This is a genomic window from Arthrobacter sp. HY1533 (assembly GCF_027568515.1).
Lineage (GTDB): Bacteria > Actinomycetota > Actinomycetes > Actinomycetales > Micrococcaceae > Specibacter.
The window spans coordinates 71,150-95,036 of record NZ_JANKZF010000001.1 but is presented as its reverse complement, the minus strand read 5'-3'; the positions used below and the strand labels follow the sequence as shown (position 1 = coordinate 95,036).

Annotated in this window: 25 protein-coding genes; 16 read left to right on the top strand and 9 right to left on the bottom strand. The window is 65.3% G+C overall.

Annotated elements, in window-relative coordinates; translation table 11 throughout:
• Positions 1-34: 34 nt before the first annotated feature.
• From PCK14_RS00485 to PCK14_RS00470, 4 genes are all read left to right on the top strand, one after another.
• Positions 35-1,147 (top strand): sugar phosphate isomerase/epimerase family protein, encoded by a 1,113-nt coding sequence (locus PCK14_RS00485; protein WP_269936493.1) that lies wholly within the window; start codon positions 35-37, stop codon positions 1,145-1,147.
• Positions 1,144-2,424 carry an MFS transporter gene (locus tag PCK14_RS00480; RefSeq protein ID WP_269936492.1) on the top strand — a complete coding sequence of 427 codons (1,281 nt, stop codon included), beginning with the start codon at positions 1,144-1,146 and terminating at the stop codon, positions 2,422-2,424. Before PCK14_RS00485 ends, PCK14_RS00480 begins: the two co-directional genes overlap by 4 nt.
• A 159-nt stretch (positions 2,425-2,583) precedes the next feature.
• Positions 2,584-4,080 (top strand): MocR-like pyridoxine biosynthesis transcription factor PdxR, encoded by a 1,497-nt coding sequence (pdxR, locus tag PCK14_RS00475; RefSeq protein ID WP_269936491.1) that lies wholly within the window; start codon positions 2,584-2,586, stop codon positions 4,078-4,080.
• Positions 4,081-4,182: 102 nt separating this feature from the next.
• A complete protein-coding gene (locus PCK14_RS00470; RefSeq protein WP_269936490.1) occupies positions 4,183-4,470 on the top strand; it encodes a hypothetical protein in 288 nt (95 codons plus the stop codon).
• On the opposite strand, the gene PCK14_RS00465 is transcribed toward PCK14_RS00470, so the two are convergent.
• Positions 4,471-5,049 (bottom strand): TetR/AcrR family transcriptional regulator, encoded by a 579-nt coding sequence (locus PCK14_RS00465; RefSeq protein WP_269936489.1) that lies wholly within the window; start codon positions 5,047-5,049, stop codon positions 4,471-4,473.
• Positions 5,050-5,175: 126 nt separating this feature from the next.
• Between PCK14_RS00465 and PCK14_RS00460 the strand changes: the two genes are divergently transcribed.
• Positions 5,176-6,210 carry an NADP-dependent oxidoreductase gene (locus PCK14_RS00460; protein ID WP_269936488.1) on the top strand — a complete coding sequence of 345 codons (1,035 nt, stop codon included), beginning with the start codon at positions 5,176-5,178 and terminating at the stop codon, positions 6,208-6,210.
• A gap of 86 nt (positions 6,211-6,296) precedes the next feature.
• Positions 6,297-6,560: a hypothetical protein gene (locus PCK14_RS00455; RefSeq protein ID WP_269936487.1), complete on the top strand. Its 264-nt coding sequence runs from the start codon at positions 6,297-6,299 to the stop codon at positions 6,558-6,560.
• 48 nt (positions 6,561-6,608) lie between these two features.
• On the opposite strand, the gene PCK14_RS00450 is transcribed toward PCK14_RS00455, so the two are convergent.
• Positions 6,609-7,250, bottom strand: coding sequence for a hypothetical protein (locus PCK14_RS00450; protein WP_269936486.1), 642 nt, complete (start codon positions 7,248-7,250; stop codon positions 6,609-6,611).
• 260 nt (positions 7,251-7,510) lie between these two features.
• Between PCK14_RS00450 and PCK14_RS00445 the strand changes: the two genes are divergently transcribed.
• Genes PCK14_RS00445 through PCK14_RS00410 form a run of 8 tightly spaced genes read left to right on the top strand, consistent with a single transcriptional unit; the run spans position 7,511 to position 13,743 of the window.
• The gene (locus PCK14_RS00445; RefSeq protein ID WP_269936485.1) at positions 7,511-7,813 is read left to right on the top strand and encodes an urease subunit gamma; all 303 of its coding nucleotides are present in this window, start codon (positions 7,511-7,513) and stop codon (positions 7,811-7,813) included.
• Positions 7,814-7,843: 30 nt separating this feature from the next.
• A complete protein-coding gene (locus PCK14_RS00440) occupies positions 7,844-8,218 on the top strand; it encodes an urease subunit beta (protein ID WP_269936484.1) in 375 nt (124 codons plus the stop codon).
• Positions 8,215-9,927 (top strand): urease subunit alpha, encoded by a 1,713-nt coding sequence (gene ureC / locus PCK14_RS00435; RefSeq protein WP_269936483.1) that lies wholly within the window; start codon positions 8,215-8,217, stop codon positions 9,925-9,927. Before PCK14_RS00440 ends, ureC begins: the two co-directional genes overlap by 4 nt.
• A gap of 11 nt (positions 9,928-9,938) precedes the next feature.
• Positions 9,939-10,433, top strand: coding sequence for an urease accessory protein UreE (gene ureE, locus PCK14_RS00430; protein WP_442864641.1), 495 nt, complete (start codon positions 9,939-9,941; stop codon positions 10,431-10,433).
• Position 10,434: 1 nt separating this feature from the next.
• Positions 10,435-11,121 (top strand): urease accessory protein UreF, encoded by a 687-nt coding sequence (locus PCK14_RS00425; protein WP_269936482.1) that lies wholly within the window; start codon positions 10,435-10,437, stop codon positions 11,119-11,121.
• Positions 11,122-11,144: 23 nt separating this feature from the next.
• A complete protein-coding gene (gene ureG / locus PCK14_RS00420) occupies positions 11,145-11,762 on the top strand; it encodes an urease accessory protein UreG (RefSeq protein WP_269936481.1) in 618 nt (205 codons plus the stop codon).
• A complete protein-coding gene (locus PCK14_RS00415) occupies positions 11,759-12,706 on the top strand; it encodes an urease accessory protein UreD (RefSeq protein WP_269936480.1) in 948 nt (315 codons plus the stop codon). The genes ureG and PCK14_RS00415 overlap by 4 nt, the downstream gene beginning before the upstream one ends.
• Complete coding sequence (locus tag PCK14_RS00410) at positions 12,706-13,743, top strand: HoxN/HupN/NixA family nickel/cobalt transporter (RefSeq protein ID WP_269936479.1); 1,038 nt, start codon at positions 12,706-12,708, stop codon at positions 13,741-13,743. Before PCK14_RS00415 ends, PCK14_RS00410 begins: the two co-directional genes overlap by 1 nt.
• Here the strand turns inward: PCK14_RS00410 and PCK14_RS00405 are convergent.
• Both PCK14_RS00405 and PCK14_RS00400 read right to left on the bottom strand, forming a co-directional pair.
• Entirely contained in the window at positions 13,740-14,162 is a 423-nt protein-coding gene (locus PCK14_RS00405) for an organic hydroperoxide resistance protein (protein ID WP_269936478.1), read from the bottom strand. The genes PCK14_RS00410 and PCK14_RS00405 overlap by 4 nt on opposite strands.
• Positions 14,159-14,668: a MarR family winged helix-turn-helix transcriptional regulator gene (locus PCK14_RS00400; protein ID WP_269936477.1), complete on the bottom strand. Its 510-nt coding sequence runs from the start codon at positions 14,666-14,668 to the stop codon at positions 14,159-14,161. Before PCK14_RS00400 ends, PCK14_RS00405 begins: the two co-directional genes overlap by 4 nt.
• A 149-nt stretch (positions 14,669-14,817) precedes the next feature.
• On the opposite strand from PCK14_RS00400, the gene PCK14_RS00395 reads away from it, so the two are divergent.
• A complete protein-coding gene (locus tag PCK14_RS00395) occupies positions 14,818-15,192 on the top strand; it encodes a PASTA domain-containing protein (protein ID WP_269936476.1) in 375 nt (124 codons plus the stop codon).
• A gap of 477 nt (positions 15,193-15,669) precedes the next feature.
• Positions 15,670-17,190, top strand: a complete 1,521-nt coding sequence (locus tag PCK14_RS00390; protein ID WP_269936475.1) for an amino acid permease — start codon at positions 15,670-15,672, stop codon at positions 17,188-17,190.
• 3 nt (positions 17,191-17,193) lie between these two features.
• Here the strand turns inward: PCK14_RS00390 and PCK14_RS00385 are convergent, their stop codons facing one another.
• From PCK14_RS00385 to PCK14_RS00365, 5 genes are all read right to left on the bottom strand, one after another.
• Positions 17,194-18,915 (bottom strand): ATP-binding cassette domain-containing protein, encoded by a 1,722-nt coding sequence (locus PCK14_RS00385; protein ID WP_269936474.1) that lies wholly within the window; start codon positions 18,913-18,915, stop codon positions 17,194-17,196.
• Entirely contained in the window at positions 18,876-20,612 is a 1,737-nt protein-coding gene (locus PCK14_RS00380) for an ATP-binding cassette domain-containing protein (RefSeq protein WP_269936473.1), read from the bottom strand. Before PCK14_RS00380 ends, PCK14_RS00385 begins: the two co-directional genes overlap by 40 nt.
• A 65-nt stretch (positions 20,613-20,677) precedes the next feature.
• Positions 20,678-21,673: an ABC transporter substrate-binding protein gene (locus tag PCK14_RS00375; RefSeq protein ID WP_269936472.1), complete on the bottom strand. Its 996-nt coding sequence runs from the start codon at positions 21,671-21,673 to the stop codon at positions 20,678-20,680.
• Positions 21,674-21,685: 12 nt separating this feature from the next.
• The gene (locus PCK14_RS00370; protein WP_269936471.1) at positions 21,686-22,501 is read right to left on the bottom strand and encodes an ABC transporter ATP-binding protein; all 816 of its coding nucleotides are present in this window, start codon (positions 22,499-22,501) and stop codon (positions 21,686-21,688) included.
• Positions 22,498-23,526: a FecCD family ABC transporter permease gene (locus PCK14_RS00365; protein ID WP_269936470.1), complete on the bottom strand. Its 1,029-nt coding sequence runs from the start codon at positions 23,524-23,526 to the stop codon at positions 22,498-22,500. The genes PCK14_RS00370 and PCK14_RS00365 overlap by 4 nt, the downstream gene beginning before the upstream one ends.
• Positions 23,527-23,887: the final 361 nt, after the last annotated feature.

Sequence of the window (23,887 nt, the reverse complement as noted above, 5' to 3'; positions counted from 1 at the left end):
GTGACGTCGAACACATTGCCTTCAAGGAGTCCCCATGCCGCACTTACAATCACGATTCGCCGCCGCACTGGCGCCAAATCTCGATGCCGGCGAGGTCGCTGGAATTCCGGAGCTGACGCCGGCACTGGCCCGGACGCTTATTGAACGCATTGACGGCATCCCGCTCTTTGCCCACGCATACTCGCTGCTGGGAAACTTCACCTACGGCACGCTCCGGCCCCGGGATCTTCTGGTCTACGCCCACAATCACGAACTCAAGGGCGTCTGCATCCACCTGCTGGACGGCGAGGAGCGCGGCCTGGGCAAGATGGACGACGCCGGGCTGCTGGAGTTCGGTGCCGAGGCCAAGGCATTGGGGCTGGACGTCCACCTGGAAATCAGCAGCACCGAAAAGGCAGACGTCGACGAGGTGGTGCGCATTGCCCTCATCCTGGGCGTGACGCACATCCGGGCTTATTCACGCTATGAGGGCTTCCTGTCAGAGGTGCTCGTCAGGGTGGATGAGGACCTGGCGTACCTGGCCGAACTGGCCGACACCCACGATCTCCAGTTCTACTTTGAACAGCACGAGGAACTGAAGAGCGGCGAGATTGCAGCGGCCCTGCAGAAAATCAACCACCCCCGCCTGCACGCGCTCTTTGACTTCGGCAACATGGTCAACGCCTGTGAGCGCCCCATGGATGCGTTGGCCGAACTTGCCCCACATATCCGCCAGGTGCACCTGAAGGGGATCAAGATCATCCCCGAAGGCAATGGCTTCGGCCACCGCGGCGTCCTTCAGGGCGGCGCCGAGGACGATCTCCCCGGCCCCCGCATGCTCTTTGAGCTGCTGATGCTCGGCGACAGCGAACCCCAGCTCATCGCCTTCGCACTCGAGCAGGAAAACCACTACCGGGCACCGGCGTTCCGCCTGCGGGACGAAGACCCGAACCCGTTCATCCCCTACCGGGACATGAGCACAACCGACCTTCCGGAGGGGCTGAGCCTGGCAGAGATGCTGGTGCAGGAACCCCAATGGGCAGTAAACCAACTTACCCACGTCCGATCGGTGCTGGCGCAACTTCGCGAGCTTGCCGAATGCCGCCTGGAATCCGCTGCAATGGCTGCAGCCGGCACCGGCGCAACAACCAACTGGAGCCAATCATGAAAACCTTCGACAAAGCGAAGTGGTCCAGGTTTGCCCTGCTCGTCATGGGCGGGGGAACCATTTACAAGCTGGCCAACCTCAAGGACGTCTTCTACGTCCCCATGCAGGAACACCTGGGCCTGAGCAACACCGAGATCGGCATGCTGCTGAGCATCAACTCCATTGTGGCCACGGCACTGTTCGTGGTGGGCGGCTACCTGGCAGACCGATTCCAGACCCGCAACGTGATTGCCCTGGGCCTGGTGGGATCGGGCGCGATTGGCCTGTACATGAGCACCTTTCCCGGCTACAACCAGCTGCTCATCCTCTTTGCCATGCTGGCCGTCTGCTCCGATTGCCTGTTCTGGCCGGCACTGCTCAAGAGCGTGCGCGCACTGGGTGACAGCAAGGAACAAGGCCGCATGTTCGGCTTCCTTGAGGGCGGCCGCGGCGTGGTCGACACCTTGGTGGCCTTCTCGGCCCTGGGCATCTTCGTCGCCATGGGCTCGGGCATGGGCGGCTTCCGCGCAGCCATCATCACCTACTCACTGATCGACGTTGCCATCGGTGTTCTCCTGTTCTTCCTGCTGGGCAAGAACGCGGCCGCCCGCAGCGAGGCAGGGGAAGTGCCTGCGGCCGCGGCAAAGAAGCCGCATGTGCTGGACGCCCTGAAGCAGATTGCCAAGATGCCCCAGCTGTGGCTGGTCAGCGCCACCGTCTTCATGGTCTACATCGTCTATGTTGGCCTGACGTACTTCATCCCGTACCTCTCCCACGTCTACGGACTGCCCGTTGCCCTGGTGGGCGTGTTCGGCATCATCAACCAGTACGGCCTGAAGATTGCCGGCGGCCCCCTGGGCGGCTACCTCGCCGACAAGAAGGTGGGCAGCGCCAGCCGCTACCTGGGCCTGGCCTTCTTCGCCCTCATCCCCGTCATGGCCATCATCATCCTCATGCCGCAGGGCGAGACGTTCCGCATCGTGGCCATGGCCGCCTGCCTGCTGTTCTCCCTCATTGTCTTCACCATGCGCGGCGTGTTCTGGGCCCCCATGGATGAGGTGGGCATCCCCGAGGAAATCAGCGGCACCGCCTTCGGTGTGGCCTGCCTGATCGGCTACGCCCCGGGTATGTTCGGCTTCCTCATCTACGGCGCCATCCTCGACGCCAACCCCGGTGCGGCCGGCTACCACCTGGTCTTCATGATCATGGGTGCCCTGGCTGTCCTCGGTGGCACAGTCGCCATGGGCCTGGCCCGCATGGCCAAGCGCAACAAGGCCCTGGCGGCCGTGTCCGCCTAGCATCGCGCCGCTCCAAAAATGCACGACGGCGTGCGGCCCCCCCCCCGGGGGCGGGCGCCCGCGTGCCCGCCCACCCCCGGTGGCCCGGACGCCGTCGTGCTTTTGCCGTTCAACTAGGATCGAGTCCATGAAAACGCGTGAATCCGCCCGGAGCCGGCCGTGGTGAAGGAAACCGGCGGGCGCCTGCTGGGTGATTTTGCGCTGGACAGGACCAGCGAGACGCCGCTGCACCGGCAGATCTACCTGCAGATCCGAACCCACGTGCTCAACGGGCAGCTGCCGGGCGGGGCGCGGCTGCCCTCGACCCGCACCTTGACGGCGGAGCTGGGGGTCTCACGCATTACCATTGTGAACGCCTTCGAAGAGCTGTGCGCCGAGGGCTTCCTGCGCTCACGCGCCGGGGATGGCACCTATGTGGGCGAGGAATGGCGCAGCCAGTTTGCCGCCGAGCCGGCGCCGGAGCGGCCAGTGCTCTCGGCCCGGGCCTCGGCCACCACCTCGTCCAGGGGCAGTGAACTCACCAGCCACGCACCCGCATCCTGGAACCCGGACGACGCCGAATCCTTTGTGCCCAGCCAGGTGGGCGTGGACGCGTTTCCCGTCCGGACGTGGAAGCGGCTGCTTGCCCGGCACGGCGAGCGGCGCGACGTGGACATGCTCGGCTACGGGGATCCCTTCGGACACCGCCCCCTGCGCGAGGCGATTGCCGACTACCTCAACGATGCCCGGGGGATTGGCGCCACGGCTGAACAAGTGGTGATTTGCACAGGGGCGCAACAGGCGTTCAATGCGCTGGCCCTGCTCATGGTGGATTCCGGCGATGAGGTCTGGATGGAGGATCCCGGGCACATTGCGGCCCGTCTCGCCTTCCTGGCCAACGGCTGCACTGTGCGCGGGATCCCCATTGATGCCGACGGCGCCGACCTGGCCGCCGGGGCGGCCCTCCACAAACCGGGGCGCCTGATGTTCGTCACCCCGTCCCGGCAACATCCGCTGGGTGTGTCCATGTCGCTGGGGCGCCGCATGGAATGGATCAAGTGGGCCAACGAGAACAATAGTTGGATCATTGAGGACGACTGCGACAGCGAACTGCGCTACCGCGGCCCGCTCATGCCCACCTTGTTTGGGCTGGACCGAAGCCAGCACGTGATCCACGTGGGCACCTTCAGCAAGATCATGTTCCCGTCCCTGCGGATCGGCTACGCGGTGCTGCCCACGGACCTGGTGGAACCGTTCAAGGCGGCGGTGCAGGTCATTGGCCGCACCCCGTCAACCCTGTTGCAGGCCGTGGCCACGGATTTCATCCGCGAGGGCCACCTGCACGCCCACATCCGCCGCACGCGCCGGCTCTACCTTGCCCGCCAGGATGCCCTGCTGGCCGCGTTGCGGGACCAGCTTCACCCTTTCATCACGGCGGAACCGGTGGATGCCGGAATGCACGTGATCGGCTGGCTGCCGGAGCACGTGGACGACCAGTTGCTGGCGGCCCAGCTGGCCGACCGCGGCATCTACACCTATGCCCTCGGGGACTACTACCTGGACGGCGGCGGGCGGCCCGCGCTGCTGATCGGTTTTGCCGCCACGGGGGAGGCCCACATGCCCCAGGCGGTCAGCCACATGGTCCGGGCGCTGCACCACATCGGCCACATCTGGTAGTTGCAGCAGCTTGGTGCCTGCGGCTGTTGTGCAGAGCAGGTTGTGGGCGCAAAATTGTGCACAGGCGCAACCATTGATTGGAAGCTGCCCCAGGGAGGCACGATGTCGGGAACAACAGCGTCAGAACGCGGCTGGGAGATCGGCAGCGGTGTAGGCGGTTTCGTGGGCACCGGCCTGTTGCTCAAATGGATAGGGCAAACCAACTGCCCGCCACCATTCATGTCCCCGTCCAGTGACTTTCTTGGCCGTCTTCCCGAGCCTCCCAACCCGGTGATGTGCGCGCTGGCTGGCGCAAATGACAGTGTCATGTCGTGGATTGCTGGCTTTGTCGTGGGCTTGCTCGTCTTCGGATTTTGGGAAATCAAGTTCGCCCTGCAACGTCCAGCCTGACTAGTCCGCCAGCAGCGCCAGGGCAGTGTCCAGCGTGGCCAGTGCCTGCGCGTTGTCCACGCGGGACAGCGTCATGGCGGCAACCACGAGGGAGCTGAGCACCGTGGCCAGCTGGTGACGGGCGCCGTCGTCCATGGCGGGACGCGCGGCGGCCAGTCCGTGACCCAATGAAGACTGCAGCTCCTCGCGGTACCCGGCGATCGCGCCGCTGACGGCGGCTTCGTGGGAGATGGGCGCCCCTGCGGCATTCAGGAGCAGGCAGCCATTGTGGGACTGCTCCGTGCCCGTCGCGGCGAGGGCCGCGCGGAGGCCGGTGAAGTAGTTGGTGACCGCATCCGGGGCAACGTCCGGGGGAGTGAGCGGGAGCAGCCGGGGGCGGATGATCTCGCTCAGGTAGCTGGCCACGGCGGCGTCAAAGAGGCCGCGCTTGCTGCCAAAGGCATGGTAAATGCTAGAGCGGCTCAGGCCCGTGGCTCGCTCCAGCTCGGGCAGGGACGCCTCCTCGTAGCCCCGCTCCCAGAACACCGCCCGGGCGGAGCGGACGGCCTGGTCCGTATCAAACAATTGTGTGCGTCCCACGAGGGCCCCTTTTTTGTGAATCGGTCAGTCCACTATATAGTGGAACAGTCAATCCATTATAGGCCACGTGCGGCGAATCCAGGCAGCACGGAGCCGTTGGCCCCGCCACCCCAAAGGAAGCCCACCGTGACCCCCACAGTCAGCACCCACATCCAGCTCGCCGCCCGCCCCGTTGGTTGGCCCACCGCCGCCGACTTCTCCTCCGTCGAGGTGGAGCTGGGGGAACTGCAGCCCGGCCAGATTCGGGTGGTCAACGAGTTCATGTCGGTTGACCCCTACATGCGTGGCCGCATGAGCGCAGCCAAGAGCTACTCGGCCCCCTTCGCCCTGGGTGAGACCATGACTGGCGGGGCCATCGGCCGTGTGGTGGAGTCCGCCAGCGAGAGCATCCCAGTTGGCTCCGTGGTGCTGCACCAGTTCGGTTGGCGCGACGTTGTGCAGGAGGACGCCGCCGGATTCAAGGTGGTTCCGGAAATCCCCGGCGTGCCGCTCTCGGTCTACCTGGGCATCCTGGGCATGACAGGCTTCACCGGCTATGTGGGCCTGACGGCCATTGCCAACATGCAGCCCGGCGACACTGTCTTCATTTCGGGAGCTGCAGGTGCCGTCGGCACGGCGGCCGGCCAGATCGCCCGGCTGCTGGGTGCCGGCCGCGTGATCGGCTCCGCCGGCAGTGACGAAAAGGTGGCACTGCTGACGGAAAAGTACGGCTACGACGCCGCGTTCAACTACAAGTCCGGCCCCGTCCGCGAGCTGCTGGCCGCGGCCGCACCCAACGGCATCGACGTGTTCTTCGACAACGTGGGCGGGGACCACCTTGAAGCAGCCCTGGACGTCTTCAACCCCGGCGGCCGGGCAGCCCTGTGTGGCGCGATCGCCGGCTACAACGTCACCGACCGCAAGGTGGGCCCGGACAACATGGTCAACATGATCACACGCGGCCTTTCCCTCAAGGGCTTCACCCTGGGCAGCTACCTCGACCTGGCCCCCGAGTTCAACGGCCACATGACCGGGTGGTTCACGGCAGGCAAGATCGCCTTCGACGAAACCGTGGTGGACGGCATCGACAACGCCGTGGACGCCTTCCTGGCCATGATGAAGGGCGCCAACACGGGCAAGATGGTGGTCCGCACCGCCGTCATGGCCGAGCTCATCGGCTAGGGCGGGCGCCAATTGGGCAGCTGCCTCTGGCCCCACCCGCCGGGCACCTATAACGTGGGCTCACACCTAGTTGAAGGAAACTCACCATGTCCAATGTTTGGGTCAAGCTGCCGTCACTGGTGGTCAATGCCACCGAGATCGCCACCGTGGCAAACAATTCTTTCATCCGGATGGACCACGGGACTTCCCAGGGCGTTCCGCTGTATCGCCGCGACGTTTCAGGCACTGAGGAAATGACTGAATCCCTGCTGGACCAAATCGCCATTGCGAGCACCACCCCCGGCGCCTGCATTGTTGAGTTTGATGGGCAAAGCAACCGGTGGACCCACCGCCGCCTCGGCCACCAGTAAAGTCACACCAGGGGTCCGCGCCGGCAGGTGCGGACCCCTGGTGCATCCCTAGGGCAATACAGGGATGGGTGGCAGCGTCATCTCCGCCAGGTGCTTGACGGTTTGTGACGTCCCGCGGCGGAGCTGGTCGTCCAGCGTCACCTTCAACCGGGCGGCCAGGATCTCGCGTCTCAGGGTCTCCAGCAGCTGCCCGCTGCCCACCGGCCCCTCCGCGCCTGCCGCGAGGCCGGGTGGCGCATCTGCCGCAAGAAGGAGCCGTTCAATGTCCGCATCCCGCAAGCCCGTGGAACTGTTTCTCCACACGGCATCCAGGAGCTCCTTGTCGGCATCGTCCGCCAACGTGCTCGTGGCCAGCAGGCCCAGCATTCCCGTCCCATAGGCGTACAAGGCAGGGTTTGCCGAAGCGGCCGCCTCAAGTGCCCACTCGGTGCGCCGCCACCACTCACTGCGGGCGTCGGCCGCCGTTTTCTGCGCCAGGGTCTGTTCATGGGCGGCCACCTGTGCCGCGACTGCGGCCTGTTGCTGCCGCAGGTTGCGGTAGCCAACCACGGCGGCCACCACCGCAGCAGCCAGGGCAACAACCGGCGTGAATGCTCCAACCACCGTCCACCAGCCGGGAACCACGGGCTCAACATCCGGCAATGCCGCGACCACCCTGCCGGCCATTGCCGAGAACTGTGCCTGCTCCATGTCCGCCAGCCTACGCCTGAGCGGGGACGGGAAGGCCAGGCGCCCCAGGACCTGCCACAATCGCCGACACAAACATCCGCCCGGCCAGACACCAATTGCGCACCCGGGTTGCCCCGGAATCCCGCGCCAGAATGCGAGTTTTGCTCCCAGAATCCAAGGTGCTAATCTAGCCATATTCCACGGACCTCCCGGCGCAATCCCTTGCCGGTTGCAGATAACGGGTGGACACTTGAATCCGTTAGTTCCCTGAGGAGGAATACATGCATTTGACGCCCCGTGAGCAGGAAAAACTCATGATCGTCGTCGCCGCAGATTTGGCCAGGCGCAGGCAAGCCCGCAGTTTGAAACTGAACCACCCCGAAGCAGTCGCCATTCTCAGCTATGAGCTGATCGAAGGCGCCCGCGACGGACGAACAGTTGCGGACCTCATGAGCTGGGGAAGCACCATCCTGTCCCGCTCCGACGTCATGGAAGGGGTGGCCGACATGATCAAGGACGTTCAAATCGAGGCTACCTTCCCCGACGGCACCAAGCTCGTCACCGTGCACAACCCCATCCGCTAAAAATCCCCACGCGCCACAAGGAGTCCTCCCATGAAACCTGGGGAATACGTTTTGCGTGATGAGCCCGTGCAGTGCAACGCCGGCTCCGACGCCATCTCACTGACAGTCACCAACCGCGGCGACAGGCCCATCCAGGTGGGTTCCCACTACCACTTTGCCGAGGTCAACGACGCCATGGAGTTTGACCGCGACGCCGCGCACGGCCGCCGCCTGGACATCCCGGCGGGCACCGCAGTGCGCTTCGAACCCGGCGACGCCAAGACGGTCAACCTCATCAACTACTCGGGCACCCGCCAGGTCTTCGGCTTCCGCGACCGCGTCAATGGCAAGCTCGACGCCGGATCAGCCCACCCGGGTGCCGGGCAGGCCCCCGCAGCCACCACCGCAGAAAAGGACGGAAAATGAGCTTCGAACTCAGCCGCAAGCAATATTCCGACCTCTACGGACCCACCACGGGCGACGCCATCCGCCTCGCTGATACCGAACTCTTCCTCGAAATTGAAAAGGACCACACCACCTACGGTGAGGAAGTGGTCTACGGCGGCGGCAAGGTGATCCGTGACGGCATGGGCCAAAACGGCCAGCGCACCCGCGATGAAGACATCCCGGACACCGTCATCACCAATGTGATCGTCCTGGACTACACAGGCATCTACAAGGCCGACGTGGCCCTGCGCGACGGCCACATCTTCAAGATCGGCAAGGCCGGCAACCCGGACATTTCCGACGGCGTCAACATCACCATCGGCGTCGCCACCGACATCATTGCCGGCGAAGGCAAGATCATGACCGCCGGCGGCATCGACACGCACGTGCACTTTGTCAGCCCCGACCAGGTCCCCGTGGCCCTGGCCGGCGGCGTCACAACGCTCATTGGCGGCGGCTCCGGCCCGTCAGAGGCCAGCAAGGCCACCACCGTCACGCCGGGCCCCTGGCACATTGCCCGCATGCTGCAGGCCGTGGACAACCTGCCCATCAACGTTGGCCTGCTGGGCAAGGGACACGCCAGCGCCCGCGAGCCGCTCGCCGAGCAGGTTCGTGCCGGCGTCATTGGCCTGAAGGTCCACGAGGATTGGGGCGCCACGCACTCCTCGATCGACATGTCGCTGAAGATCGCCGATGAATTCGACATCCAGGTCGCCATTCACTCCGACACCCTCAACGAGTTCGGCTTCGTGGAAGACACCATCAAGGCCATCGACGGCCGCGTCATCCACACCTTCCACACCGAAGGCGCCGGCGGCGGCCACGCCCCCGACATCATCAAGGTGGCGGGCCTGCCCAACGTGCTGCCGGCGTCGACCAACCCCACCCTGCCCTTCACGGTCAACACCATTGACGAGCACCTCGACATGCTCATGGTCTGCCACCACCTCAGCCCCGACATCCCGGAGGACGTGGCGTTCGCAGACTCCCGCATCCGCAAGGAGACCATCGCCGCCGAGGACGTGCTGCACGACATGGGCGTCTTCTCCATCACCTCCTCCGACTCGCAGGCCATGGGCCGCGTGGGCGAGGTTGTCCTGCGCACCTGGCAGGTGGCCGATGCCATGAAGCGCCAGAGGGGGAAGTTCAGCAACGACCCCGAAGTTGGCGACAACGCCCGGCTAAAGCGCTACGTTGCGAAATACACGATCAACCCGGCCATTGCGCACGGCATCTCCGACTACGTGGGCAGCATCGAGGAAGGCAAGTTTGCCGACCTGGTCCTGTGGGAACCGGCGTTCTTTGGCGTGAAGCCGGAGATGGTGATCAAGGGCGGGCAGATGGTCATGAGCATCATGGGCGACCCCAACGGCTCCATCCCCACCCCGCAGCCACGCACCTTCCGCGCCAACTTTGCCACCCTGGGCAAGACAGTGCATTCCTCCTCCATCACCTTCATGTCGCAGGCAGCCGTGGACGCAGGCGTTCCTGCGGAACTGGGCCTGGAGCACGAGGTGCGCGCGTGCCACGGCATCCGCAACCTCACCAAGGCGGACATGAAGCTGAACGGCGAAATGCCCGACATCCAGGTGGACCCCGAAACCTATGAGGTTCGTGTTGACGGCGTTGTAGCCACGGCCGAACCCTCCAGCGTGCTGCCCATGGCGCAGCGATACTTCCTGTTCTAAAAGGAGAACCCTTGATTATTGAAGCCATCCTTGGCAACAAATTTGACGACGCCACGGAGTCATTCGACCCCGCCGCCCTGGAAAAGCTGCACGAGGAGCGCGTTGTGCTGCCCTCGGCCCTGCTGGTCAAGCGCATCCAGCGCGTCACCACCGACCACGGCCGGGAACTGGGCATCCGCCTGACCGGAAACACGAACGCGGACCTGCGCGACGGAGATGTCCTGTTCATTGATGGGAAGGACGCCATTGTCATTTCCGTGGAACACAGCGACGTGCTGGTGATTGCACCGGGTTCCATCAAGGAAATGGGCGTCGTGGCACACAACCTGGGCAACCGGCACATGCAGGCCCAGTTCTTCGGCGAGGACAGTGAATACGGCGCCCAGGTCATGGTGCTCGCCTACGACCACACCGTGGAGGACTACCTCAAGCATGTTGGCGTGCCGTACTCCCGACAGGAGCGCGTCATGCCCGTTCCGTTCCGCCACGCAGAACACACGCACTAGCATGGGGGCCGCACCCAGCTACCTGCTGCCGCTGCTGCAGCTGAGCGACTCGGCCCTGCCCACCGGCGCTTTCAGCCACTCACTTGGGCTGGAAAGCCACCTGCACGAGGGAATCGTCCATGACGAGGCCACGTTTGCCAACTGGCTGACCCAGTTCGTCCGCATCCAATTGGTCCACTCGGACGGCCTGGCCATCCGCTTCGCCTACGAGGCGCAGACGGAGGCGGAGCTCTTCCGGGTGGACCGGGAGCTGCATGCGGCCGCCCTGCCGCGGGAAATCCGGGAGGCCGGGGTCAAGATGGGCGCGCGCATGCTGGACATTGCCGGTTCCGTCTTCCCTTGCGCGGAACTGGCGGCCTATGCGGCCGCCGTGAAGGCGGGGGAGTGCTCGGGCCACCCGGCCCTGGCATTTGCGGTGGCCGGAAAGAACCTGGGCGTTCCCTTCGAGGAATTGCTGACCACGTACTTGTTTTCCACTGTCACCTCGCTGACGCAGAACGCGATCCGCGGCATCCCGATCGGCCAGAGTGCCGGCCAGCGTGTCCTGGCCGCCGCACACCAAGAGGTGGGTGACGCCGTCGTACTCATCCAGGAGTTGGGGCGCGAGGACTTTGGGATCACGGCACCAGGACTGGAAATTGCCCAAATGCAGCATGAGCGCCAACGTGCGCGCATGTTCATGTCTTAAATTACGAATTGAAGGAGAGAAACATGAAGCCGATCAGGATTGGCATTGGCGGACCGGTTGGCGCCGGCAAGACGCAGCTCGTGGAGCGCCTGACGCGTGCGCTGGACGGCGAAGTTTCCAGTGCCGCGATCACGAACGACATCTACACGATCGAGGACGCGAAGATCCTGGCCGCCAACGGCGTGCTGCCGTTGGACCGCATCATTGGCATTGAGACGGGTGGCTGCCCGCACACGGCAATCCGCGAGGACACGTCGATGAACTCGGCGGCCGTGGAGGAGCTCGAGGCCCGGCACCCGGACCTGCAGGTCATCTTCATCGAGTCCGGCGGCGACAACCTCTCGGCCACGTTCAGCCCCGAGCTGGTGGATTTCTCCATCTACATCATTGACGTGGCACAGGGGGAGAAGATCCCGCGCAAGGCCGGGCAGGGCATGATCAAGAGCGATCTCTTCATCATCAACAAGACGGACCTGGCTCCGTATGTTGGTGCCGACCTGTCAGTCATGGAGGCCGACACCCTGGAGTTCCGCGGCCCCAAGCCTTACTGCTTCACCAATTTGAAGACCGACGACGGCCTGGAGCATGTGCTGAACTGGCTGCGGCGGGACGTGCTGATGCTCGACCTGGAACCCCGGTGACCCAAGCCGTCCCGGTGATCGAGCAGCAACCGGCGATCGAGGCGCGCCCGGTGATCGAGCAGCAACCGGTGATCGAGCCTGTCGAGATCCCCGCCACCGTCGGCCGGCTCGGTGCACCTCTCGAGTGGGCCGGCACGCTGCAGCTGTCCATCGACCGGCGCGAAGGCCGCAACATCGCGGTCAAGCAGTTCCACGACGGCGCGCTGCGGATCCTGCGCCCGCACTACCTGGATGATTCCGGGCAAGTTTGCTATGTGGTCATCAACCCGGGCGGCGCGTTTCTGGGCGGCGACAAGTACCTCATCGAGGTGGACGTAGCCAACGGCGCCGACCTGCTGTTGACCACGCAGTCGGCCACCAAGGTGTACCGCACGCCCGGCAACCGGGCCGAGCAGCACATGCGCATCACGCTGGGCGCAGGCGCACGGATGGAACTGCTGCCCGATCCCTTGATCGCGTACCGCGAGGCCACGTACGGGCAGGTGACGCAGGTCGAGATGGATCCCACGGCCTCGCTGGTCATGGCCGAGGTGGTCACGCCGGGCTGGTCACCCGACGGCAAGCTGTTCCGCTATGACGAGATCCGGATGCGCAACGAGATCTCCATCAACGGCAGGCTCATGGTCCTGGACAACCTGCTGATCCGTCCCGGGACGGGATCGCCCGTGGACAGCAGCTGCTTCATGCGTGAATACACGCATCTGGGCTCGCTGCTTGTGCTGGATGCCCGGGTGGAGCCGGCCTTGGTTGACGAACTCCACGCCCTGATGGCGCCGCTGGACCCGGCCGGCCAGCTGGGAATCACCTTGTTGGACGGTCCCGGAATTGCCGTGAGGGCACTGTCCCACTCGACCGAAACGTTGAATGAAATGCTTGCCGCCGCCGTGGACCTGCTCCGCGGGCGGTGGTACGCGCAAAAACCCCTGAACTTAAGGAAGTACTAATGACTGCCGTTGCCCGCCTTGGATATCTGGAACGCGAAAAGCTTCCGGTGGCCCGAAGGATGGGCGCCACGTTTCTGGCCGTTGCCCTGCTGCACATCGCAGTTGTGGGGCTCATGGTGTTCTCGCTGCTGAGCGATGTCCACCCGCTGGCCATTGGCCTGGTCATCACGGCATATTTGGCGGGCGTCAAGCACAGCTACGACTGGGACCACATTGCCGCGATCGACAACTCCAGCCGCAAGTTTGCGGCCCAGGGCAGGGGCCCGGTGAGTGTTGGCTTCGCCTTCAGCATGGGCCACAGTTCCGTGGTCATGCTTGCCGGCATCCTAGTGGTCAGCGGGGCCAGCATCATGGGCGCCGTGCTGGATGAGGGATCCGGCGCAAACATGGCCCTGGGCCTGTTTGGCGCCAGTGTTTCGGCCCTGTTCCTGCTGGCCATCGGCCTGTTCAACGGATCGGCATTCTTGAAGGCAAACGTCCTCTTCCGCCGGGTCCGCGCCGGAGGCACCGTCGGGGACGAGGAACTGGCCCCGACCGGCATGGTGGCCCGGCTCATGGACAAGCCGCTCTCGAAGGTCAAGCGTCCCCGCGACATTTACGTGCTGGGATTCCTGTTTGGCCTGGGCTTTGACACCGCCTCGACGATTGCGTTCCTGCTGCTGACGGCGTCGGCGGCCCTGGCAGGCATCTCGCCCGCAGCACTCCTTGCCCTGCCGTTGGCGTTCACGGCGGCCATGACCCTGTGCGACACCGCCAACGGCATGGCCATGATGAAGATGTACCGTTCGGCGGTGATGAACCCGGCCCGGCGCATTGGCTTCAACATGGTCATCACCGGCCTGTCGGCCACCTCAGCCCTCTTCATTTCGCTGCTGACCATGGCCGCCATCTTGCACGATGTGCTCGGCCTGGGCGACCCCGTCACCACCTGGCTGGCCGAGCTGGACCTCGGCCACGCCGGGCTGGTCTTGGTGGGCCTGTTTCTGGTGGTGTGGGGGATTGCGGCACTTGGTTGGCGCCGCTCGCGGGCGCTTTAGTCTTCGGAAACCTTGATGGTGACCTCGATGTTGCCGCGCGTGGCGTTGGAGTAGGGGCACACCTGGTGTGCTGCATCGGCAAGTGCCTGCGCCGCCACTGCCTCAACACCGGGCAGCACCACTTCGAGCAGGACTGCCAGTTCAAATCCGCCCTTGCCGTTGGAGCCGATCTGGACCTGGCCGCCCACGGAGGAATCAGTGATGTCCACCTTTTGTGTGCGGGCCACGAGCTGAAGTGCCGAATGGAAGCATGCGGCATAGCCGGCGGCGAACAATTGTTCGGGGTTGGAACCGGTTCCCGCGCCGCCCATTGCCTCGGGGACGGAAAGGCCCAGGTCAATGCGGCCGTCCGAGGAACGGACATGGCCATTGCGGCCGGCTCCGGTGGCGAGTGCTTCGGCGGTGTACAGCGCGTTCATTTGGTGCCTTTCGTTGCATTTTCTGATGGTTCATGGGGCAGGATTGCCTGTGCCCCGCTGGACGCGGCAAGGTGGCGCATGCCTTCGGTGATGCGGTGGAGTTCCGCAACCAGCGCGTCGGCCTGGGCCTGGCTGTCGAAGCCGTAGGCGCCGCGCAGCCCTGCCAAGCTTCCGCGGAGTTCCCCCAACATGTCCGCGCCGGCGTCCGTAATGGCCACGGTCACCACCCGCTCATCGGGTGACGTCCGGGACCGGGTTACCAGCCCCCGCGCGTCGAGCCTCTTCAGCAGGGGGGACAGGGTGCCCGAATCGAGATTCATCCTGGCTCCCAGGTCACTGACGGTGATGCCCCCGGCGGACGCATCCGTCTCCAGCAAGGCAATGTACTGCGTGTACGTCAGCTCCCACGGGGACAGGACCGCCTTGTGTGCCTTGGCCACGGCATTTGACGCCGAGTAGATGGCAAAGCAGACCATGGAGTCAAGGCTGTAATCGTTGTTGGGCATGGTTCAAGTGTACACAATTAAATTGCGCACAATCTACCCACGGGAAGGGCGACCCATCGACAGTGGCGTCACGGGCTAGGATTGATGGTTGCAAAGCACCCGGGCGGCACATTGCGCCGCCCCGCACCATGAACAAAGAAGTTAGGCCCATGAAGAAACTTATCCAGCTGTCCGTCACCGCCATCCTTGTTGCCGGACTTGCAGCGTGCGGCACCACCGCCCCCGCCAACACCTCCAGCGAATCACCCAGCGCCACGGCCACCACGGCCCAGGCCGAGCGGGCCGTCCCCAACGTAGTCGGCATGACCTACAAGGAAGCCTACGAAACCCTGGTCAAGGACGATTTCTTCGCCCAGCTCGTAGACAAGACAGGCGCCACCTGGATCACGGGAAGCCCCTGGGACGACGTCAAGGTGGCCTCCACGGATCCGGCCGCCGGCACCATGACCGCTGATTCCTACGTCAACGTTGCCCTTGAACTGACGCAGGAAGAGTACGCAGCGAAGACCAAGGCTGCCAAGTAGCGGCATCCCCGTGTGAAACCGCCAAGACAGCGGCCGGCCAGCGCCCCATCCTTTGGGCGCCGGCCGGCCGCTGTCTTTTAAGTGTGGCCGGGCGGCTGAGCAACAGGAACTCTTGGGGTCAGAGGCAAAGTCAGTGCGTGTGGTGCAGTAATTCGGTCGATCAGCGTGACGCACACCACCGATTCGCGCTTTATGTTAAATCACCGTCATAATGGACTGTTGGGCCCGGAATTCTGGGGTCCAGCTACGAATCTCCACGAAGCGTTCCGGGCCTCTGCTCAGGAATGCGCGAATTTTGCCCGGTCAGCAATTCTCTGGACCGCGGGCCAGGAAGCCACGAATGCATCAGAACCACTGTTCCTCGGCGTGTGCCAGGACACGATTGCCTGCTATGCCGCAGGGCGGCAACGCGGGTCGCTTCGGCATGACCTCGCCGGCTTGGCAGAATTCACCGTCCCGGGCAGGAGTCCAACACCCATGAGCAAGATTTCCGCAGATCCGGCCACAGACTTGGCCTCGCCGAAGCCGTCCAACAAGAACGCGCTGCCGGACAACGAGCTCAAGCGCGGCCTGAGCAGCCGGCACCTCCAAATGATCGCCATTGGTGGAGCCATTGGCACGGGCCTCTTCGTGGCTTCCGGCGGCACCATCGCACAGGCCGGCCCGGGCGGCGCCCTGCTCGCCTATGCCCTGGTGGGCCTGATGGTGTTCCTGCTGATGCAGTCCCTGGGCGAAATGTCGGCCAAGATTCCCGTGGCCGGGTCATTCCAGACCTACGCCACCCGCTTCGTGTCGCCGTCGTTTGGCTTTGCCATTGGCTGGAACTACTGGTTCAACTGGGCCATCACCGTTGCCGCGGAACTTGTTGCCGCGGGCATCATCATGAGCTTCTGGCTGCCGGACGTTCCCGGATGGGTCTGGGCCGGGTCGTTCCTGGTGGTCCTGACGGGCATCAACGCGCTCTCCGCCAAGGCCTTCGGTGAAAGCGAATTCTGGCTCTCCCTCATCAAGGTCGTGGCAGTGATCCTGTTCCTGGTGGCCGGAACGCTCATGATCTTCGGCATCCTTGGCGATGGCCCGCAGGGGCTCAGCAACTGGAAGAACCGCGAGGATGTGTTCCACGGCGGCTGGGTTTCCATCATTTCCGTGTTCATGATCGCCGGGTTCTCGTTCCAGGGCACCGAGCTGGTGGGTGTTGCCGCCGGCGAAGCCAAAAACCCCCGCCGCGAGGTCCCGCGCGCCATCCGTTCCGTCTTCTGGCGGATCATGATCTTCTACATCGGCGCCATCTTCATCATCGGCTGCCTGATTCCATTCACCGACCCGAGCCTGCTGGCTTCCGGCGAGGCAGACATCGCCGCGTCACCCTTCACCCTGGTCTTTGAACGTGCTGGCATTGCCTTCGCAGCCTCGCTCATGAACGCTGTCATCCTGACCGCGATCCTCTCCGCGGGCAACTCCGGCCTCTACGCCTCAACCCGCATGCTGTACGCCATGGCCCACGACGGCAAGGCGCCCAAAATCTTCGGCCGCACCAACTCCCGGGGCGTTCCCATTGCCGCCCTGCTGGCGACTTCAGCTGTGGGCCTCTTCGGCTTCCTGAGCGCGATCGTTGGGCAGGGCTCGGCCTACGCATGGCTGCTCAACGTCTCGGGCCTCTGCGGATTCATTGTCTGGGCCGGCATCGCCGTGTCCCACTACCGGTTCAGGCGCGCCTTCCTGGCCCAGGGCAACAAGGCCAGCGATCTGCCGTACAAGGCCTCGTTCTTCCCCTTCGGACCGCTGCTGGCCTTCGCCGTGCTGATCCTGGTGATTGCCGGGCAGAACTATGAGGCCGTGCTGGCCGGCCGCGCCATGGAGGTGCTTTCCGCCTACATCGGCATCCCGATCTTTCTGGGCCTCTGGGCTGTCCACTGGTATGTCACCCGGTCAAAGGTTGTTCCTCTGATGGCGATGGACCTTACCGGTCCGGACGACGTCGAGGAACGCAGCGCCTGACGGTCATTGGACGGGCCGGCCTCCCGGTTTCTGGAGGTCCCCGATGTCCACCCGGCGGTCGCATCGCCGCAGGGTCGATTCCCGGTGCGAGATGGTGATCACTGTGGTGGTCCCGGCAAGCCGTGCAATGGCATCCAGTACGCTGGCTTCAGCATCCGCGTCCAGGTTGGCCGTGGTTTCATCCAGCAGCAACAAACGGGGCCGCAGCACCAGCGCACGGGCAAGGGCGATCCGCGTTCGTTCCCCTCCGGACAGGCCGGTCCCTCCCTCGCCGATCAGGGTGTGGATGCCAACGGGCCAGGTGCCGCCATCCAGCGGCAGCCCGGCCTGTTCAAGCGCCCATGCAACCTCTTCCTCGCTGGCATGGGGTGCTGCCAGGCGCAGGTTCTCCAAAAGGGAGCCGTGGAACACCACGGTGTCCTGCTCCACCAGTGTCACCTGGGACCGGAAGTCGCTTCTGTCCACTGCGTGCAGGTCAACGGGCGTTCCGTGCTGCGTCAACAGCTCGATCGTGCCGCAGTCGGTTGCCCAGAGCCCCATGAGCAGGCGCGCCAAGGTGGACTTGCCCGCGCCGGACTTGCCGGCAATGCCAAGGTGTTCACCGGGGCGCACAGTCAACCACAGCGGCGCCAGGGCGGGCGCCGCGCCGGTGTAGGCAAAAGACGCCCCGCGCACGCGGATGCCGAGCGGACCGCGGGGGTCCAGTGTGCAGATTCCCGTGTTGGGCGGCTCCTCCGGTGGCAAGTTGATGCCCTCGAGCACCCTTCTGGCACTGGCGTGGTGGGCTTGCAATTGGGTCATCATGGCCACAGCCTCCACGAGCGGGGACAGGGCCACCATGGTTCCGGCAATGAGCGGCGGTATCCACGCCGGATCCAGGGACGGTTGATGCCAGGCCATCAGGAAGACGGCGACCAGGATGGCCAGGGAACTGAGCTCCCGAAGTGTCGAGGCCGCAGCTTCGCGGACCCGCAGGCGCCGCTCAAGCTCTTCCACTGTGCGGCTTGCAGCGGCCAGCTGCAGCCGGACCTGCCCCTGCAGGCCGTAGCTGGCAATCTCGCGGCTGCCCTGCAGAATGTCGACTGCAGTGGCGGACACGTCCGCCTTGGCAGCCTGCACAAGCCCGCCCAGCCGGGCATTGCCCCGCAGCCACGGAACGGTCACCAGCACGAGCGCGCCGACGCCGGCAACGAGGCAGGCCGCCATGCCGGGGGAGATGCCCAGCAGGGCTGCCGAGCAGCCAAGAAGCAACACCCCAGCGGAGGACAGTTGCGCCACGGTGTGCGCATAGAAGAACTCGAGCCGTTCCACGTCACCCATGGCTGTCGCCGCCAGTTTGCCGGTGTGCAGCCCCGGCCTGCGTGCCGGCACGCCCCGGGCGAAACCGTCAAAGAGTCCCATGCGCAGCGCCGCAAGCACCCGGTAGGCCACGGAATGGGACAGGTCCATCTCATGCCAGGTCAACGCCGCCCGCAACACCACGGCCACTGCTGCGGCAAGCCACCATGGTGGTGCCGCGAGCTCGCGGTGGAGCACGGCCAGCGCCACACAATGGGAGCCGGCCACGGCCAGGAAGACCAGCGCCGCATTGTTGGCCAGGTCCACGATGCCGGTCCACGCCACGGCGGCGCGCTGCCCGGCCAAGTGCGGAAGCAGGCCCAGTACCGGGTGGGCCGCCCACCGCCTCACGGCGACCGCCGCAGCGCGGTATCGGACAGTTCGCACAGGGCGCCATCTCTTAGGTGAAGCACCCTGTCGGCGGCAGCCAGGGTCTCTGCACGGTGGGCGATCACGAAGACTATGCGTTGGGACGCCAGGGTGCGAAGCGCCGCCATGAGTTCGGCGGCCAAGGATGGATCCAGTGCCGAAGTGGGCTCGTCCAGCAGCAGCACGGGGCGTTCGGCAAGAATGGCACGGGCAATGGACATCCGTTGCCTCTGGCCGCCGGACAGGGAATCCCCGGCCTCCGACACCGCCTGGTCCAGGCCCAGCGGCCATTGGGCGAGTTCACGCCGCAGCCCGGCCTGCACGAGTGCACGGCGCATCTGTTCGGGGCCGGCGGAGGTGTTGACGGCAGCCAGGTTGCTGCGGATGGTTCCCGGGAACAGGTAGCTGTGCTGGGACACCACGCCGACATCGTCTGCGGTGAGGGCTGCCCCGTCCAACAGGCACCTTCCTTCCGCGGGGAGAAATCCGAGGATGACGTCAAAGAGCGTGGATTTCCCCGCGCCCGATGGGCCGGCAAGGACCGTCACTTCGCCCTGCCGCAGCTCGGCGGATGCGCCGTCGAGCACCCACGGTTGTTCGGTGGAGTAACGAAACCGCAGGTCCTGCAGAACAAGCCGGCGGTCCCGGGCCGGTGTGCCGTGGCCAGGCTGTGCCGCCTGCCCGCTGTGCCGGGGCGCGGGGGACTTCGGTGCGGGTGTTGCCGCACATCCCTGCGCCCCGGCCGCTTCAATGCCGGCCAGGGCAGCGAGCCCCACGTAGCTTGCATGCCATTGTCGTGCGAGGTCGCGCACGGGCCTGAAGAGCTCCGATGCCAGCATGAGTGCCAGAAAGGCCATGGCCGGGTCTGAAACCACGCCGGGCGGCACCAGGCCGAGCCAGGAAAGTGCCGTGAGGGCCGCTGCGGCCAGGAGCCCGGCCTGGATGCCGAAGTCTGTCAGGGCCGTATCCGCCAGGGACAGCCGCATCGTGGCCACTGTTGCACGGTGCAGCTCTGTGGAACGGCGGTCCAGGCGCGTTCTAAAGCGGGGGACGGCGTCAAGGATTTTTAGTGTCCGCATGCCCTGCAGGGCGTCAAGAAAATCGGCGCCCAGGGATTCGTAGGAGTCCCAGTGGGTGCTGCTGCGCCTGGCCATTATGCGGTCCCAGAGGCGGGGAGCACCCAGGGCGATGGCGGCCGCCAGCAACAGCGCCGCCGCGAGCAGCGGGTTCAATGCCGCCACGCCAACCAGCAGGATCGGGCAGAGTATGCGCAACTGCAGGGCGTGGGGTATGTAGGCGGTGATGTAGCTGTCCACCCCGTCCGCACCATCGCTGAGGGCAACCCGGCGGGCACCGCTGCGCTCGGCGGTGAGGTGCAGCCTGGCTGGATCCAGCATGGCAGCTGCGAGGGTGTCGCGCACGTCAAGGCGGACGGCGGCACCCAAGGCGCGGGCATGGCGCACGTGCAACTGTGCGATGGCGCCGCGCACGAGCCCGCAGGCCAGGACGGCGGAGAGGAGGCCTGCCGCGGCAGCCCCCGCCGCTGGTCCGCCGGGGACCGGGCCTGACGGCGGCAGGAGTGCGGCCAGTGCGTGGGACAGGAACCACGCCTGCGCCCAGTATGTGGCTGTGCCAAGGCAGAGCGTGGCCGTTGCCGCCTTCAGGGATGTGTCATGGTTGCGGGCCATGACCATCAGCCGCTTGTTGATCAGCACGGAAGTCCTGTCTTCGTGAACGGTCCGGGCGGCCGGCTGGGCCTCCCGGACGGTCGGATTGGTGCCTAGAAGGCGGTCGGATGAAGGGCGCGGGCAACCTGCTCCACGGCCCGGATGTTGCCTAGGGTCCCCGGCATGACGTCGTCGGAGTCCAGTGCCACCAGGCGGTCGTTTTTCACGGCCTGGACATGCGGGAACTTTTGCTTCAGGAAGTCCCGTGTCGCCTGCCCGTGGGCTTCGTCAATCGTGGTGAAAACGATGACCTCGGGGTCCTTTTCCACCAGTGTCTCCGCCGAGATGACGGCCGAGAAGAACTGCGCGAAGGCCGCGTCGCTGGGACTAAACACATTCCTGCCTCCGGCGATGTCGATCATGTTGTGCTCGATGCCGGCCCCGATGGCTGAAATGGTGTTGCCTTCCACAAACAGTTCGGCCACAGTGGGCCTGACTTTTCCGGAAACGCGCTGTTGCGTTTCATCCAAGGCACCCTGCGCCTCCGCGCCGAGTTTCGCCGCCTGCTCCGTGGCCCCGAAGATTGTGCCAAGGTTGGCGATGTCCGTGAGCAGGTCCCGCACCTCCGCACTGCTGCGCCGCTCCAGGCAACCGGCTGTTGCGATGTAAGACTCGGCACCGCTGGACTTCAATTGCTCCACGCTGGCAAAGCCCTGCTCGGCCGTAAACTCGTAGCCCGTGGGCGAGTGGACCAGGTCGGGCGCCACCCCGAGCAGCACCTCACGTGAGGGCGGCCCCTGCTCGCTCAATTGCGTGGCCTGCCCGGCTGCCGCCAATTCGGGCAGCAGCTCACGGCCCTTGCTCTGTGCCTCGGCAACCACCTTGCCTGCTTGGCCGAGCCGCACCAGCAGCTCAGACTGGCCCGGGGTCATGGCGACGACGCGTTGCGGGGCGGTGGCGAAGGTGAGGGTACGGCCGCAATTCTCAATCGTGGTGGCCCCATCCACGTGGCCGGCGGTTGTCTTGCCAGCCACGGCCTGGCCGCATCCGGCCAGCAGGACTGTCCCCAGTATCACTGCGGGGGGCATCATCAGGCATTTCTTGTTCATGGCGTTCCTTAACTATGGTTCATTGGGTCTTGCGGGTTGGTGGGCCATGGCCGCCGCATCCGGTGCTGGCCTGGCAAGGGCGATGAGCGGGCGCTGCGTGAGCGGGTGGGCAAGGGTGCGTGCCCGGACCCCGAAGGCAGCCTGGATGGTGTCCTCGCCGAGCACGTCGCCGGGAGGCCCGACGGCGGCAATCCCGCCACCCTGGAGCAGTGCCAGGTGGTCACAGAATTCCGCGGCAATGTTCATGTCGTGGAGGGCGGCCAGCACGGTGAGGCCGCGCCCTGTGGCCAGGGCCATGAGTTCGAGCTGGAAAGAGATGTCCAGGTGGTTGGTGGGCTCGTCCAAGATGAGCACAGGCGTTTGCTGGGCCAATGTGCGGGCCAGCAGGACGCGCTGTTTCTCTCCGCCGGAGAGCCCGGCAAACTGGCGGCCGGCCAGTTTCAGTGCACCCACCTCACGCAGGGCCGTGTCGACCAGCCCCCTGTCGACGTCGGAGTCGGCGCCGAATCCACGCTGGTACGGCACGCGCCCCAACATGACCATTCCATGGACTGTTACCGGAAAGTCGTGGCTGGTTTCCTGTGCCATGACTGCGACCCGCCGCGCCAGTTCGCGCCCGGCCAGGGCGCGCACGTCGATCCCGTCCAGCCGAACTGCCCCGGAGGTGGGTTTGTGCCTCCTGTAGAGGGTCCGCAACAGGGTCGACTTTCCGCAGCCGTTCGGGCCCAGAAGGCCTAGCACCGAACCGCTGGGCACCTCCAGGTTGACACCGCGAAACAGGCAGCGCTCCCCGATACGGACGCCGACGTCCTCGAATGTGACCCTCACTGGTCAACCCCTGCGGCCGTTGCACCCCGGGTGCGCATGAGCCACAGGAAGAATGGTGCCCCCACCGCGGCCGTCAGGATGCCAAGCGGGATTTCGGCGGGCTGGGCGATGGTGCGCGCCAGCAGGTCGGCCACCATGAGGAAAAATGCGCCGCCGAGGACTGTCAGCGGCAACGTGGCCCTGTGGTCGGCCCCCACCAGGAGTCGGGTGGCATGGGGAACAACCAGTCCCACAAAGCCGATGCCGCCGCACACCGCCACCGTTGTGGCCGTCAACAATGCCGTGGCAAGCAGGAGGTTGCGGCGCATGGCCGGAACATTGACACCCAGCGCCGAGGCCGTCTCGTCCCCGGCCAGCATGGCGTTGAGCGCCCGTGAGCGGAGCATGGAGTACAGGACGACGGCGGCCAGGCTCAAGGCCGGCAGGACCAGTTGGGGGTAGCTGGCCGCCGATACGCTGCCGAGCAGGAAAAAGAGCACGCTGTAGACATTCTGTGCCTCGGTGCTGATGGTCAGGAAGTTGGTGATGGCGGCAAGCAGGGAGCCAAGGGCAACGCCCGCCAGGATGAGCCGGGACGGGGCAATTGCCCCGCCCTGCCGGGCCAGCAAGTAGACCAGCACGGTGGCAACTGTGGCGCCGGCAAACGCGGCGGCATTCAGGCCCAGTCCGGCCACGGCCGTGGAGCCGGCCACGATGGCCAGCACGGCGCCGACGCCGGCACCTGCTGATATGCCAAGGATGTAGGGCTCGGCGAGGGGATTGCGGACGTTGGACTGGAGCAATGCCCCGGCCAGGGCAAGGCTGGCTCCGGCGATCCCGGCCAGCAGTGCGCGCGGCAGGCGAAAGTTCCAGACAGCCTGGTCCTGGGCGACGGTGATGGTGCCATCGCCCATCCAGCCCATGCCAGGCAGCAGGTGCCCAATCATGATGAGCCACGACTCATGCACAGTGGTTGCCAGCGGTCCGGTGGCGGCAGAAACCAGAAGAACTGCGCCGAGGCCGGGAAGCAGCAGCAGGGCGGCCATGTTCCTTCGCCTACGAAACGGCCCCCGATGAGCGGTGGTGGCTGCGGCGTCGGGCCAGGGGCGCCCGGATGACATTGTTGTTTGCTTCACATGCCACAGCATAACTTAAATGAGAATCATTAGCGTTAAGGTTCTGCGTTGTGTCCTTTTGGCTGCCGGGCAGGGGCAGGCCGGCCCGCACCAAGGGCAGCCATGCCGGGCCTGTATGAACAACTTGCCCCTCGGCGCCAGAGCCCCGGCGGCTATCACCGCCCCAGCCACAAGCCGCCCCAATTGAACTTGTATGAACATGAACACCTCCCCAACAAATGTTCACCAACAGGTGCTCTTGTGTTGGTCAAGCGTTAGCAAGTGATGCATA